Source organism: Acinetobacter sp. 1294596, from assembly GCF_000582925.1.
In the GTDB taxonomy this organism is placed as follows: Bacteria; Pseudomonadota; Gammaproteobacteria; order Pseudomonadales; family Moraxellaceae; genus Acinetobacter; species Acinetobacter radioresistens.
Map to the genome: position 1 here is coordinate 72,201 of NZ_JFCC01000003.1, position 14,570 is coordinate 86,770.

Below are 14,570 nucleotides of genomic sequence, written 5' to 3' on the forward strand. Positions count from 1 at the left end.
TTTTTAAAGAATTTCAATTGCCACAGCTGTAGCCTCACCGCCACCAATACATAACGCAGCTATGCCTTTATGTCCACCTGTACGTTTCAGGGCATGAATAAGTGTCAGAATAATACGTGAGCCGGTAGAACCTACAGGATGACCAAGAGCACATGCACCGCCATGAATATTTACTTTTTCTGGATCAAGGCCAAACTCATCGATTGGGCACATGGTAACCATTGCGAATGCCTCATTAATTTCCCATAAATCGACATCAGCCGCGGTCCAGCCTGCCTTGTCTAGAACTTTTTTTACTGCACCTACCGGCGCAATGGTAAATTCAGAAGGGTGCTGGGAGTTTGAAGCGCTCGCAATAATCTTTGCTAAAGGTTGTAAACCACGTTGCTTAGCAGTTTCATCCGAGCAGAGAACAAGCGCAGATGCTCCGTCCGAAATTGAGCTGGCATTGGCTGCTGTAATTGTTCCATCTTTTGCAAAAGCCGGACGCAAAGACGGGATTTTATCAATATTGGCATTAAATGGCTGCTCATCCTGATCTACTACTGCCTCACCTTTACGGCTAGATACAGTTACAGGGACAATTTCATCTTTAAAATAACCTTCAGTAATTGCGGTTTGAGCACGTTTTAAAGAGCGGATGGCAAAATCATCCATTTGTTCACGTGTATAACCGCGCTTATTGGCCATATCCTGGGCAAAAGATCCCATCAGGCGTCCAGTTTCTGCATCTTCCAGGCCGTCAAGAAACATGTGGTCTTTGATTTCGCCATGACCCATGCGAAAACCTCCACGGGCTTTTGGCAGAAGGTAAGGCGCATTTGTCATGGACTCCATACCGCCTGCAACTACAATGTCTGCTGAACCGGCTTTGATCATATCTGCGGCCTGCATTACAGCTTTCATCCCTGACCCACAGAGTTTATTAATAGTAACAGCGCCTGTACTATCTGGAATGCCAGCCAAACGCATTGCCTGGCGAGCAGGACCCTGTTTTAAGCCTGCTGGAAGCACGCAGCCCATAATGACTTCTTCAACGTCATGTGCCTGCAGCCCAGCACGGGAAACTGCTTCTTTAATTACTGCTGCACCCAATTCTGGTGCAGTCTTTGTAGCGAGTGAACCTTGGAAACCACCCATCGCAGTACGCGCACCGTTAAGAATCACGATGTTTACCATTGTTCTAATCTCCACTATTTCATTATAAAAATAACTGATCTTGAGCAGTATATTTAGAAAAAATTAATGAATAAAGAATAAACACTAGTGAACATTAGACTGAACAGTTCTTAGCAAGTACTTGCTAACGATTCTACTCGTAAGTGGCCCATGGGACTAAGTACTAAACGTTTATTTAGGCTGGCAGATGAGCTGGCACAATAGAAAAAACTGCCATTCGAACCACGCGGTAGCCCGGTATCTGCTTTAAAAAACAAACGCGGTTTATTAAGAGCACCTCGCCAATCTAGTCGACCATACTCAAGATCAAGCATTACTTTAGACAGTATTTTTTCATCAGAATTAAGCTCCTTATCATTATTGGTATCTACAAAGATGAGTAAACCTTTATTCCATTGCTCATCTTCACACTGTTCTAGGTTTTGGCTTGAACAGATAACTATTTGATTACGATAAGTTAATGCATGATTTTTAGCTTGAATAATCTGCATGTTTAATAAGTGTGGAAGTGATTTGGCTTCCTGCTGTGCTCGGTACTCTTGGTAAGCAGGAATAGCAAAAGAAGCTAAAATTGCCACAATCGCTATACAAACTACGAGTTCCAGTAAAGAAACTCCATTGTTATTTTTCTTCATGGTTAAAAAATTACCTGTTTATTATAGTTTTTTGTTTTTTTAACAGTAAATTAGTGTGTAGTTATTGCATTCAAAACCAGAACAAATGATCATTAGCTTAGCTTTTGAATACTGTTAAAATAAACAGAAGCGAAAAAGATAAGCTATTCATTAGAATAAATTGAGTGAAAATTTACCGAATTACAACGGAAATTGTAAGTAATTTTGTCAATAATTTACTTGATTAAAATTATCAAGCACTTGGAAAAAAAACAAAGTGTTTGTATGATTCAAAGTGAGTAGCTTAAAAATAATACTGGGGTATATATAAGCTTATCTCAGGAGCCAAAAAGTTAATTTTAGGCTGAGCTTGAACAACAATGTTATCTCTGGAGGATAATCCATGAAATTGAGTCGTATTGCACTTGCTATGCTTGTTGCTGCTCCTCTTGCTGCTGCAAATGCTGGCGTAACTATTACCCCATTAATGCTTGGTTACACAATGTTTGATACCCAGCACAACAATGGCGGTAACGATGGCGACCTGACTGATAGCGTAGAACTTGATGATGACCTGTTTGTTGGTGCAGCACTTGGTGTTGAACTTACTCCATGGTTAGGTTTTGAAGCTGAATATAGCCAGATCAAAGGTGATACCAGCGTTGCAGGCAATGAATATAAAGGCGAAAATATCGCTGGTAACTTCTATGTTACTTCTGACCTGTTCACTAAAAACTATGACAGTAAAATCAAGCCTTATGCATTGTTAGGTGCTGGTCACTATAAATATGAGTTTGACACTGATGCTGGTCGTGCTGGTCGTGGCTTAGATGAAGAAGGTACTCTAGGTAACGCAGGTCTTGGTGCATTCTGGCGTATTAATGATGCCCTGTCTCTACGTACAGAAGCACGTGGTACTTACCATTTTGACGAGCAGTTCTGGAACTATACAGCTTTAGCTGGTCTGAACGTTGTTTTAGGTGGTCACCTGAAACCTGCTGCTCCTGTAGTAGAAGTTGTTCCTGTTGAGCCAACACCAATTGTTGAGCCACAACCACAAGAACTGACTGAAGATCTGAATATGGAACTTCGTGTGTTCTTTGATACTAACAAATCAAATATCAAAGATCAGTACAAGCCAGAAATCGCTAAAGTTGCTGAGAAGTTAGTAGAATATCCAAATGCTACTGCTCGCATCGATGGTCACACTGATAACACTGGTCCACGTGCTCTGAACGAACGTCTGTCACTGGCTCGTGCTAACTCTGTGAAATCTTCACTGGTGAATGAGTACAATATTGATCCATCTCGCTTGACTGCTCAAGGTTTTGCCTGGGATCAACCAATTGCTGACAACAGCACTAAAGAAGGTCGTGCTATGAACCGTCGTGTATTCGCGACAATTACTGGTAGCCGTACTGTTGTTGCTCAACCAGGTCAAGCTCAATAATCTGAGTTTAACTAAAAAAAGCAGTTCTTCGGAACTGCTTTTTTATACTAATTTTATTTTAATAAGCCATCTTTCAGTATCCATCTTTACCTTTAATTAATCACGGCCTATCTGTGATCAGTTCAAAATTTTTACCTTAATTTTTATTCTTAACTTATAGACTACTTATTTATCTGGATTTTTTAAGAAGAGCAGGCGGGATTAGTAGAATAATTTTTATTTTCTAATTTAGAAGGCAATAATTGCTTTTCATAGTTACATCTTATGTCATATGAAAATAACCAAGAGCGCTACAAGTATAAAGAAATATAGAAATAAAAATACCCAGCACAATCATATATAGAGTGAGCTGGGTATATTCATATTTAGAAAGAGGGTTAAGTTCTTGAGGGTAGGAACTAGTCAAGGTTTCCTGGTTTAACATCCATTTCTTTATAAGAAACTAACTTGGTTTTATGTTTAAGCTTATAACCAAACCAGATGACTAAAAACAAGGGAATACTGATATAGGTTGATAGCAGTCCAATCCAATCAATTTTTCCTCCTGTCACAGCTTCGTAATTTTGCCCAAGAATAATAATGGAACATAAAATAAATGCGAACCATGGAGCGAAAGGAAAGAATTTTGCTCGATAAGCCAGGTCTTCAAGCTTGTAGCCTTGCGCGATATAACCTTTACGGAAACGATAATGTGAGATCGCAATACCCAACCAGACAATGAAACCGCACATGCCCGACATATTCAGTAACCAGTTAAAAACTTCCTGCTCACCGACAAATGTTGTCAAGAAGCACAGCGCGGCAATCGCAGTGGTGGCGTATAACGCGTTCATTGGAACGCCACGTAAATCCAGCTTAGAAAATATTTTTGGCGCCCGGCCTTCACGTGCCATATCAAATAACATGCGAGTGGACGAATACATCCCCGAGTTACCCGCCGATAGAATGGCGGTCAAAATTACAGCATTCATCAGGCTGGCAGCAAAGGCAAAGCCGGCCTGTTCATAAAGTAAAGTAAAGGGTGAAAGTGCTATATCTTCACTGGCAGCTGCTTGTAGCAATCTTGGATCATCATAGCTCACTAACGTGCCAATGATAAAAATACATACGATATAAAACAGCAGGATACGCCAGAAAATCTGTTTAATAGCAAGCGGAATAGTGCGTTTTGGATCTTTGGATTCACCTGCAGCTACTCCGACCATCTCAGTGCCCTGAAATGAAAAACCAGCAATCATGGCTACACCGATCATTGCCTGTAAGCCACCAACGAATGGTGCTTCGCCTTTGGTCCAGTTGCTAAAAGTAATCATTCCCGGCGTTAACATGATTTTTATAATCATGGCGATACCAATAATGATAAAGGCAATAATGGCTACTACTTTGACCATGGAAAACCAGAATTCGCTTTCTCCAAATCCTTTAACGGTCAGTGCATTGATGCCGAAAATGATGGCCAGAAAGATTGCACTCCAGTAAAAACCAGGAATATCTGGAAACCAGAATTTCATAATGAACTGAACTGCCACCAGTTCAAATGCGACAGTAATAGCCCAGTTGTACCAGTAGTTCCAGCCCAAGGCAAAACCAAACCCATCTTCTACATATTTGCTGCCATAGGTAAAAAAAGCACCAGAGGTTGGATTATGGGTGGCCAGTTCACCAAGACTGGTCATCAGAAAATAGATCATGATACCGATTAGGCCATAAGCCAGCAGCGCACCACCAGGACCGGCATTGGCAATAGTTGATCCTGACGCAAGGAACAGTCCTGTGCCAATAGAACCACCGATCGCAATCATATTTAAGTGGCGAGCTCCCAGCTTGCGCTTGAGTTTCGCGGGCTGATTTATTTCGCTCATCGAGATTCCTTTATTACATTAACGCGCACAGGCATACAAAACTTTAAAGCCTTGTTGATCAGCCTTAAGAGTGCATTGACCAAAACGCTGTTCAATCAAATGGGGATAATTTAAAAAACGGTTTGCAACAATCCATAGCTCGCCACCATTCTTTAAATGCTGAGGCGCAGTCTTACAGAGTTCTTCGCTGGCCTCATAATGGGTATGAATACCCTGATGAAAAGGCGGATTACTGACAATTGCATCAAGCTCAAAAGGTGCATCTGCAATACTGCTCACAGGTTGCAGACGCAATTGGGATGCTGGAACCTGATTACGCTGAAAAGTAAGTTCTGTTGAGCGTAAAGCAAAAGCATCAACATCAAGAGCATATACAGTACTTGCCGGATTGGATTTTGCCAAATAGCAGGCAATAACACCAGCCCCGCATCCAAAATCGGCAAGTGTACCTGATTTTACCTGGTCCAGATAAGGAATTAGTACAGCGGTGCCAACGTCCAGATGACTCTGGCTAAAAACGCCCGGAAGGGCACAAATCTCGATTTTCTGGTCTTTTAACTGGACAGTATAGGTTTTTAACCAGCTCTCAAGCGGTTTTTGCTGTTCTATATGTTCCAGTTTTACCTGCCAGAACTGGCAATGACGTGCACTGTCGAGCTTGACCGGATGCCCAAAAGTATGTAACTGCTTGGCTGCACGTTCAACACCTCCTTTTTTCTCTCCGACCAAAAACACAGTCTGACCGATTTCTAAATGGCTGACAATATTATGTAGTACATAGTTAAGTAGTTCCTTGGACTTAGGAACAAATATAACCACCTGATTAAACTGTTGTTGCGGAAAATCTACACCAAAATGGGCGTTAAAACCTGCTGCCTGAAATCCCTGATAATCACTAAAATTCCAGGTCCAGATAGAAGCATCTATCCGCGGTCCCAACTGGTTTAATAGCTGATCATTGGGTGCATGAATAAAAAGCACCTGCCCAGAGAGCTGGTCAATCTGCCGCAGCACAACTTCACTTCTTGGATCCATGGCATTTCTCATCAAAAACAATGCCCAGACTGGGCTGGGCAATATCACTATAACAAGTATTATTTCTTGGTTTCAGGTAATACGATATTAAGAATTAATGCTGCAATACCACCTGTCGCTACACCAGAACTAAAAATATTTTTAAATAATTCAGGCAAGTGTTCCAGAATTTGAGGCACCTGCGCCACACCCAAGCCCAGTGCCAGAGAAATTGCAATAATCAGCAGGGCACGACGGTCAAGCTGAATACCTGACAGGATATTTACTCCGGATGCAGCAACTGCACCGAACATCACCATCACTGCACCACCGAGTACTGCTTGTGGTACTGCTTGAATAATCCCGGCAACGGCAGGGAACAGACCCAGGATAATCAGCATAATTGCAATCCACAAACCTACATAACGGCTAGCCACACCAGTCAGCTGAATGACACCATTATTTTGTGCAAAGACTGAACTCGGGAAAGTATTAAATAAACCTGCCAGCAAAGAGTTGGCACCATTTACCAGAACGCCACCTTTAATACGTTGCATCCAGCTATCGCCATCTACTGGCTGATTTGACAGTTTACTGGTTGCAGTAATATCACCAATTGCTTCTAATGAAGTGACCAGATAGATGAAAGCCATCGGAATAAATAAACTCCATGAGAAGCTTAAGCCAAAGTGCATTGGTGTCGGTATCTGGATTAAAGGCGCCTCTTCAAGCGTAGAGAAGTCTAAATAACCCATAAATCCGGCCAGAATATAACCGGCAACTAAAGCAATTAAAATGGCGGAGCTTTTGATCCAGACTGCTCGCATACGGTTTAGCAAAATAATAATTGCCAGGACAGTACAAGACATAATCAGGTTATCGGCACTGGCAAAAGTTTTACTTTCCATTGCCTGATAGCCACCACCCATAGAGATCAGGCCTTCTTTAATTAAGGTTAACCCGATGAGCAGTACAACAATACCAGTTACTAAAGGCGTAATCAGTTTTTTTACCCAAGGTAAAATACGGGATACCCCCATTTCAATGAATGAGCCTGCAATCACTACACCGAAAATAGCAGCCATAACCGCTTCTACCGGCGTGCCTGACGCTACCATGGCTGAGCCAATCCCAATGATAGGGCCAATAAAATTAAAACTGGTGCCCTGTACAATCAGTAGTCCAGCACCAAATGGTCCGACTTTCTTACACTGCAAGAATGTTGCGATACCTGAAATGACCAGAGACATTGATAAAATCATGTTGGTATCTTCACGAGACACCCCCAGCGCCAGACAGATCAGCAGGCCTGGAGTAACAATAGGTACAATGATGGCCAGCAAATGCTGTAATGCAGCCAGAAATGCAATTAATGGACGAGGCCGGTCATTAAGGCCGTAGACTAGATCTAGACGCTCATTTTGATCAGATGAAGTGTTTAAGTCAGACATGAGACAAACAGGGGAGTGGCAAGGTGGCGCTATTCTAATCGAGTTGTTACACTTTAAAAACCTTAAAGTACACCGCTTGTCAAAATATATTGTAGTTGTCAATCAACTGTCACTACTAATGCGTAGCATTTTTTTGTATAATTTGCCCTCAAAATTGTAGGCGTATCGAATTTCATGTCAGATATCAAAACTCTCCGCAACATCGCAATTATTGCGCACGTTGACCACGGGAAAACCACTCTTGTCGATAAACTTCTTCAACAATCAGGTGCACTCGGTGATCGTGCCGGCGAGATTGAGCGTGTCATGGACTCGAATGCGCTTGAATCAGAGCGTGGTATTACCATTCTCGCTAAAAATACAGCGATTACATGGTTAGATAAGCGTACTGATACCACTTACCGTATCAACATCGTAGATACTCCGGGACACGCAGACTTTGGTGGTGAAGTTGAACGTGTTATGTCGATGGTAGACTGTGTACTTCTTCTGGTTGACTCTCAAGAAGGCCCAATGCCACAAACCCGTTTTGTAACACAAAAAGCATTTGCACGTGGTTTGAAACCAATCGTCATTATTAACAAAGTAGACAAGCCAAGTGCCCGTCCAGACTGGGTTATCGATCAGGTATTTGACTTGTTCGACAACTTGGGTGCAACTGATGAACAGTTAGACTTCCCGATTGTATATGCTTCAGGCTTACGCGGTGTTGCTGGTCCTTCACCAGAAGAACTGGCTGAAGACATGACACCGCTGTTTGAAACTATTGTTGACATCGTTGAGCCACCAGCAGTTGATGTTGATGGCCCATTCCAAATGCAGATTTCATCACTTGACTATAACAGTTTTGTTGGTGTAATCGGTGTTGGCCGTATTCAGCGCGGTTCAGTTAAAACCAATACACCAGTAACTGTGATTGATAAAGAAGGCAAGACCCGTAATGGTCGTATTCTGAAAATCATGGGTTACCATGGCCTCGAGCGTATCGATGTTGATTCTGCAAATGCAGGTGACATTGTATGTATTACCGGTATTGATGCACTAAACATCTCTGACACTATTTGTGATCCGAAAAATGTTGAAGCATTACCGCCACTGTCTGTAGATGAACCAACCGTATCTATGACTTTCCAGGTAAATAACTCACCATTTGCTGGCCGTGAAGGCAAGTTCGTAACTTCACGTAATATCCGTGAACGTCTGGACCGCGAATTGATCCATAACGTTGCTTTGCGTGTTGAAGATACAGACAGCCCGGACCGTTTCAAAGTTTCAGGCCGTGGCGAACTTCATCTGTCTGTACTGATTGAAAACATGCGTCGTGAAGGCTTCGAGATGGGTGTATCCCGTCCTCAAGTGATCATGAAAGAAGTTGACGGTCAAATGCAGGAACCGTATGAAAATGTGACCTTTGATGTTGAAGAACAGCATCAGGGTTCAATCATGGAACAGATGGGTAACCGTAAGGGCGAGCTGACCAATATGGAAGTTGACGGTAAAGGCCGTATCCGTATTGAAGCAACTGTACCTTCACGTGGTCTGATCGGCTTCCGTTCTGAATTCCTGACCATCACTTCTGGTACAGGTATCATGACTTCTAGCTTCTCACACTATGGCCCAGCCAAAGCAGGTGCTGTAGCTAAACGTCAAAACGGTGTGCTGATCTCTATGGTAAATGGTACCTGCCTGGCATTTGCTTTGTTCTCGCTGCAAGACCGTGGCCGTCTTTTTGCTGAACCACAGCTTGAAGTTTATGAAGGTATGATTGTTGGTATGAACTCACGTTCAGACGACATGGTGGTCAACCCGACTAAAGCAAAACAGTTAACTAACATGCGCGCATCTGGTACAGATGAAGCATTAACATTGACTCCAGCTATTAAATTTACACTGGAACAGGCGCTTGAATTTATTGAAGATGATGAACTGGTTGAAGTTACCCCTAAATCAATCCGTATTCGTAAGAAATTCCTGACAGAAAACGAACGTAAACGTGCTTCACGCAGTTAATTCTCGTTTAAGTTGAAAAAACCGCCAGTAATCTGGCGGTTTTTTTATATAAATAACAAAAAGAAATTGGAATCTTTAAAGAAATCGCTAAATTATCTTAAAGGTTAATGCCCTTTAAATAGGATTAAGAATGTGAAAAAGATTAGGGCATGGGTAAATTGAGTCTGGAGATAAAATGAGTATTATTCAAGAATTTAAAGAATTTGCCATTAAAGGCAATATGATTGATCTTGCAATTGGTGTCATTATTGGTGGGGCGTTTAATAAAATTATTGACTCTCTGGTTAAAGATATTTTTATGCCCCTGATTTCTTTTATCCTGGGTGGAGAAGTTGATTACTCTAATTGGTTTTTGGTGCTAGGCGATAATCCAAATAATGTTAGTAATCTTGCAGCGGCCAAGGAAGCAGGCTTGAATGTCTTTGCCTATGGCAATTTTCTCACCATCTTGATTAATTTTCTGTTGCTGGCTTGGGTTGTCTTTTTAATGGTTAAAATGATTAACCGTTTACGCCGTAAACACGAGGAAGCACCACCTAAAGAAGAGGCAGCACCTACACCAGAAGATATCCAGTTACTGCGCGAAATCCGTGATGAGCTTAAAAATCGCCCGGCATCTTAAAATATAAATGGAAAAACGGCACAACAAATGCCGTTTTTTATTTTGACCGAACGCATCACTTTAAGTCTTAAAAAAATAAAGCTGAATAAAACCGCTAGAAATTCATACGGAACTTGATTTCCAGCAAGTGGAAGCCAAACTGGCTTTTTACCGGACCATGGATTACACGTTCAGCACCACTAAAAACCAGTTTATCGATTACCGGCACCAGTTGACCTTTTTTGACTTCACCCAGTTAACCTCCGCGTCTAGCTGAGTTACAGGTCGAGTATTGCTGTGCAAGTTTATTAAAGTCTGCACCACTCTGGAGCTTCTTTTTCAACTGTTCAGCCAGTGTTTTTTCTTTAACCAGAATATGACGGACGATTGCTGTTTTCATATAGTTTCTCCTGCAGCTGAACCGGTTTATTTTACTGTTCGTAGCGGCTGGCATTCAGGGCAAAAAACACTTGCACGCTGTCCTAAACGGATATTCTGCAAAGGAGTTTCACAATTAATGCACATTTCACCTTCACGGCCATATGCCAGCAGAGTCTGTTGAAAATAGCCATTTTCTCCTGCGGCATTACTGTAATCACGCAAGGTCGAACCCCCCAGTTCAATTGCAAATTTTAAAATCCTTTTAATTTCAATCACCAACTGATCAATTTGTTCATAGCTTAAGCTTGAAGCAGGTTGAGCTGGATGGATTCTGGTATTGAAGAGACTCTCGGTTGCATAAATATTGCCGACACCGACCACTACATGATTATCCATGAGTGCAACTTTTATGCCGACCTGCTTGTTTTTGAGTTTATTTACCAGGTATTCAGTATTAAATGTCTCAGATAGTGGCTCTGGTCCTAACGGATCAATTAATTTATTTTGTGTTTCATGGTTCAGCCATAAAATACAGCCAAAACGACGCGGATCATGATAACGCAGCTGTATATTTTGGAAACTAATAATCAAATGATCATGTTTACGTAATTCGGTCGCAGCCTCACACAAGCGAAACGAACCTGACATGCCTAAGTGCCATAACATGGTATCGTGTTCAAACTGCGCAAGAATATATTTAGAGCGGCGATTTAGCCTGATGAGCTTCTGGCCTTGCAGCTTTTGAATATCTTGAGGAATGGCCCAGCGAAGCCGCGGCTCACGGACCTCAACAGACATAACTTTTTGCTGTAATAAGGGTTCAAGGCTCTTTTTGGTGGTTTCAACTTCGGGTAATTCAGGCATTGATCGAGTCATTCTTATGCAATAGCAATAATATCGGGTTGCATGAATAATTTACAAGCTGGTATTGATATGAAAAGGAGGAAAAACATGGCAGAGATTCTACCTTTAACCTGGTTTCAGCGCGATACTTCAGACGTTGCGCATGATCTGGTTGGGTGTAGGTTATGTGTGCGCCAAGATAGTGGAGAAATCAGGCGCTGTATCATTACAGAAACAGAAGCTTATCTGGGCTGTCAGGATAAAGCCTGTCATACCTATAATAACCGTAAAACACCACGTACCGAAGTTATGTACCAAGCAGGTGGAACTATTTATGTATATCTGATCTATGGCATGTATGAAATGCTTAATATTATTACCCAGACTGAAGGTGTGCCAGAAGGTGTGATGTTGCGGGCCGGCTATTTTGAGGATGCCGAGACACGGCAGGAATTCAAGTTAATGGCTGGGCCAGGGAAACTGACCCGGCATATGGGAATTAATCGTACTTTTAAAGGACAGAAAGTCGGACTGGAAAGTGGGCTATGGATAGAACAGAAAACTCAGCAGCCTGAAATTGTACAGACACCGCGTATTGGAATCGACTATGCTGAAGAGGCCAAAGACTGGCTGGAGCGTTACTGCTGGAAAGCACATCCGAGTTTGAGCCGTTAAGGTTTGGTTCATATTAACTCCTGTACAGAGTATGTTGTATTAAAGGCTGTCTTGCTCATGATTTTGTATGGTTTTTTTAGGCTGGACTATAAAAATAAAGCTGGTTCGGTGTAGGCTAGTGAGCGTCTAGGCACTCTGCCCACTTAATAATAAAACTGGAGAAATATATGGCCAAGCTGTTTGAGAAAATTAATTTTGGTAGCCTTGAACTTGCCAACCGCATTATTATTGCACCTATGTGCCAATATTCAGCCACTGATCAGGGTGAGGTAACTTACTGGCATGAACAGCAGTGGGCCAATTATGCACTGTCTGGTGCCGGTTTATGTATTGTAGAGGCAACAGCAGTACAGGCTGAAGGTCGAATCAGCTATGCTGATCTGGGCTTATGGAATGATCAGCAACGCGATCAGATGTGGGCTTTGCTCAGTAAAGTCCGTCAGATATCTCCTATGCCTTTTGCGATTCAGTTAGCTCATGCCGGGCGTAAGGCATCAACTGATAAGCCATGGCTAGGCAAAGGCCAGATTGCACCAGATCATGAACATGGCTGGAATACGGTGGCACCCAGTGAATTAAGTTTTGCCGCAGCTGACCTGAAACCACATGCCTTAACACTTGATCAGATTCATCAGGTACAGGCAGATTTTGCGGCAGCGGCACGTCGTGCAGTCGAAGCAGGTTTTGACCTGATTGAACTCCATGCAGCCCATGGATATTTGTTGCATCAGTTTTTATCGCCCTTATCCAATCAGCGTACAGATGAATATGGCGGCTCACTTGAAAACCGTATGCGAATGGTACTGGAAGTATTTCAGGCGATTCGTGATGCAGTACCAGCAGGCTTCCCCGTCGGGGTGCGTCTTTCGGCTACTGACTGGATGGATGAGCAGGGAGGCTGGAATGTAGAATGTAGTACCGGCCTGTCAAAAGCCCTACAGATGCTGGGAGCGGTTTACATCCATGTTTCATCAGGCGGACTGCATGAAATGCAGCGTATTGAAGTCGGGCCAAATTATCAGGTGCCTTTCGCAGAGAAAATTAAACAGGGTATAAGCATTCCTGTTATCGCAGTCGGACTGATTACCGAGCCTGAACAGGCCGAAGAAATCCTCCAAAAAGGTCAGGCAGATGCAATTGGTTTAGCCCGTGCCATGCTATATGACCCACGCTGGCCTTGGCATGCAGCTGCAAAACTCGGTGAAAATATTTCGATTGCACCGCAATATCTACGGAGTCAACCGCATGGTTTAAAAGAATTATTCCATCCTTTTAAAGCAGAAAAATAAATTATAAAAAACCCCGTCATCTGGCGGGGTTTTATATTGAATCTTTAGCTTTTCTTGGCTTTATTCTGATCAGTCATCATTTTATTAACGGTATCCAGTGATTCTTTAGCGCGTGGAACATTCTGCTGGGCCAGTGCACTAAAAATTTTCTGTGCCTCAGGCAGATTCTGCTGCACAATGGTTCCATTGGCAAGCATATTACCCACTGCCATCAAGGCGGGTATATAACCTTTTTTGGCCAGATTCTGAATACTTTGGAGTCCCTGATTAACCTTGTTTTCCTGCTTGTTCTTGATGCCTGTACTAATGTCATAGAGTGCCTTGGTATGAATTGCCGGCATACTATTTTTCTTAATAAGCGGATCAAGTCGCTTTAATGCCTGTTGGTCAGATGCTGGCTTATTTTCTGAAAATAGCGCCACTGCAAGCTGGACAGTTGCATCATCAAAGCCCGCATTTGAGGCTTTTTCCAGATACTCTCTGGCTTTCTTCTCATCTTTAGGCAGGCCCAGTCCACCAGTCACGTAGTTATTGGCAAGTACATAATCGGCCACTACATAGCCTTTCTCTGAGGCCTGCTGGTAGTATTTTAAGGCCTGCTGCTCATTTTTAGTTACGCCTTTTCCCACCTGGGTCAGGTAACCCAGATTATACAACGCTTGCGGATTACCTTCTTGAGCCAGCTTTTGCAACTGTTGATAAGCGGTGGTGTAATCATTTGCTTTAATTAGCTGTTCAATTTGTTCAAAAGCCGGATTTTTATCACTACTTGGTGCAGCCATGCTAAAAGTGCTGGTGACTGCAATCAGGCTGGCGAGCAGAATTTTTTTCATTTTTTTCCTCTTCTTTCTGCACATAATTCCATTTATGTGGAATAACTGTGATTCATTCAACATGAATCATAAGCTGAATTATATGAATGTAAATATGGGACACCAAAAATCTTGCAAGATTAATCAGGCTACAGCTATGACTATGCCGGTCTTTCCTTAAATTCTGATTAAAAAATAAAAGAATGTATTAGGTGATAATTTTTGATGAAAGCTCTAAAACTATTCAAATAGTTTTTATATCTTAACCTGCTTCATAGATAAAAAATATTTATAGTAATTTGATTTTTATATTAAAAATTTGGTCAAACTTGGTTTTTTTCCAGAACAATATGGTTCAAAGAATGAGTTTTAAAAAATATAGACTGATT

At 42.1% G+C, this 14,570-nt stretch carries 12 protein-coding genes and 1 pseudogene; 5 read left to right on the top strand and 8 right to left on the bottom strand.

All coding sequences use genetic code 11. The features are described from left to right. Positions 1 to 3: 3 nt before the first annotated feature. Both J502_RS02495 and J502_RS02500 read right to left on the bottom strand, forming a co-directional pair. Positions 4 to 1,179, bottom strand: a complete 1,176-nt coding sequence (locus tag J502_RS02495) for a thiolase family protein (protein ID WP_034683008.1) — start codon at positions 1,177 to 1,179, stop codon at positions 4 to 6. A 110-nt stretch (positions 1,180 to 1,289) separates the two neighbouring features. Beyond that, on the bottom strand, positions 1,290 to 1,814 hold the full coding sequence (locus tag J502_RS02500) for a pilus assembly FimT family protein (protein ID WP_017400927.1): 525 nt from the start codon (positions 1,812 to 1,814) through the stop codon (positions 1,290 to 1,292). 382 nt (positions 1,815 to 2,196) lie between these two features. Between J502_RS02500 and omp38 the strand changes: the two genes are divergently transcribed. Continuing rightward, positions 2,197 to 3,243: an outer membrane protein Omp38 gene (gene omp38 / locus J502_RS02505; RefSeq protein WP_005018785.1), complete on the top strand. Its 1,047-nt coding sequence runs from the start codon at positions 2,197 to 2,199 to the stop codon at positions 3,241 to 3,243. A 398-nt stretch (positions 3,244 to 3,641) separates the two neighbouring features. Here omp38 and J502_RS02510 read toward each other — a convergent pair whose 3' ends face one another. Genes J502_RS02510 through J502_RS02520 form a run of 3 tightly spaced genes read right to left on the bottom strand, consistent with a single transcriptional unit; the run spans position 3,642 to position 7,570 of the window. Then, complete coding sequence (locus J502_RS02510) at positions 3,642 to 5,105, bottom strand: amino acid permease (RefSeq protein WP_005018786.1); 1,464 nt, start codon at positions 5,103 to 5,105, stop codon at positions 3,642 to 3,644. Between the two features lie 18 nt (positions 5,106 to 5,123). Beyond that, on the bottom strand, positions 5,124 to 6,140 hold the full coding sequence (locus J502_RS02515; protein WP_034683011.1) for a methyltransferase: 1,017 nt from the start codon (positions 6,138 to 6,140) through the stop codon (positions 5,124 to 5,126). Positions 6,141 to 6,199: 59 nt separating this feature from the next. After that, positions 6,200 to 7,570 carry a uracil-xanthine permease family protein gene (locus J502_RS02520; RefSeq protein ID WP_005027602.1) on the bottom strand — a complete coding sequence of 457 codons (1,371 nt, stop codon included), beginning with the start codon at positions 7,568 to 7,570 and terminating at the stop codon, positions 6,200 to 6,202. Positions 7,571 to 7,744: 174 nt separating this feature from the next. Between J502_RS02520 and typA the strand changes: the two genes are divergently transcribed. After that, on the top strand, positions 7,745 to 9,580 hold the full coding sequence (typA, locus tag J502_RS02525; RefSeq protein ID WP_005018791.1) for a translational GTPase TypA: 1,836 nt from the start codon (positions 7,745 to 7,747) through the stop codon (positions 9,578 to 9,580). Positions 9,581 to 9,755: 175 nt separating this feature from the next. Further along, positions 9,756 to 10,202, top strand: a complete 447-nt coding sequence (mscL, locus tag J502_RS02530) for a large conductance mechanosensitive channel protein MscL (RefSeq protein WP_005406581.1) — start codon at positions 9,756 to 9,758, stop codon at positions 10,200 to 10,202. A gap of 94 nt (positions 10,203 to 10,296) precedes the next feature. Here the strand turns inward: mscL and J502_RS02535 are convergent. Next, positions 10,297 to 10,581: pseudogene (locus tag J502_RS02535) on the bottom strand (peptidylprolyl isomerase). A 26-nt stretch (positions 10,582 to 10,607) separates the two neighbouring features. Further along, the gene (mutM, locus tag J502_RS02540; protein ID WP_005406844.1) at positions 10,608 to 11,426 is read right to left on the bottom strand and encodes a bifunctional DNA-formamidopyrimidine glycosylase/DNA-(apurinic or apyrimidinic site) lyase; all 819 of its coding nucleotides are present in this window, start codon (positions 11,424 to 11,426) and stop codon (positions 10,608 to 10,610) included. Positions 11,427 to 11,513: 87 nt separating this feature from the next. Here mutM and J502_RS02545 point away from each other — a divergent pair, with 87 nt between their 5' ends. Together J502_RS02545 and J502_RS02550 are read left to right on the top strand one after the other, a co-directional pair. After that, the gene (locus tag J502_RS02545) at positions 11,514 to 12,080 is read left to right on the top strand and encodes a DNA-3-methyladenine glycosylase (RefSeq protein WP_005018795.1); all 567 of its coding nucleotides are present in this window, start codon (positions 11,514 to 11,516) and stop codon (positions 12,078 to 12,080) included. A gap of 167 nt (positions 12,081 to 12,247) precedes the next feature. After that, positions 12,248 to 13,369: an NADH:flavin oxidoreductase/NADH oxidase gene (locus tag J502_RS02550; RefSeq protein ID WP_017401157.1), complete on the top strand. Its 1,122-nt coding sequence runs from the start codon at positions 12,248 to 12,250 to the stop codon at positions 13,367 to 13,369. A 44-nt stretch (positions 13,370 to 13,413) separates the two neighbouring features. Here J502_RS02550 and J502_RS02555 read toward each other — a convergent pair whose 3' ends face one another. Further along, positions 13,414 to 14,202 carry a tetratricopeptide repeat protein gene (locus J502_RS02555; protein ID WP_005406724.1) on the bottom strand — a complete coding sequence of 263 codons (789 nt, stop codon included), beginning with the start codon at positions 14,200 to 14,202 and terminating at the stop codon, positions 13,414 to 13,416. Between the last annotated feature and the right edge of the window lie 368 nt (positions 14,203 to 14,570).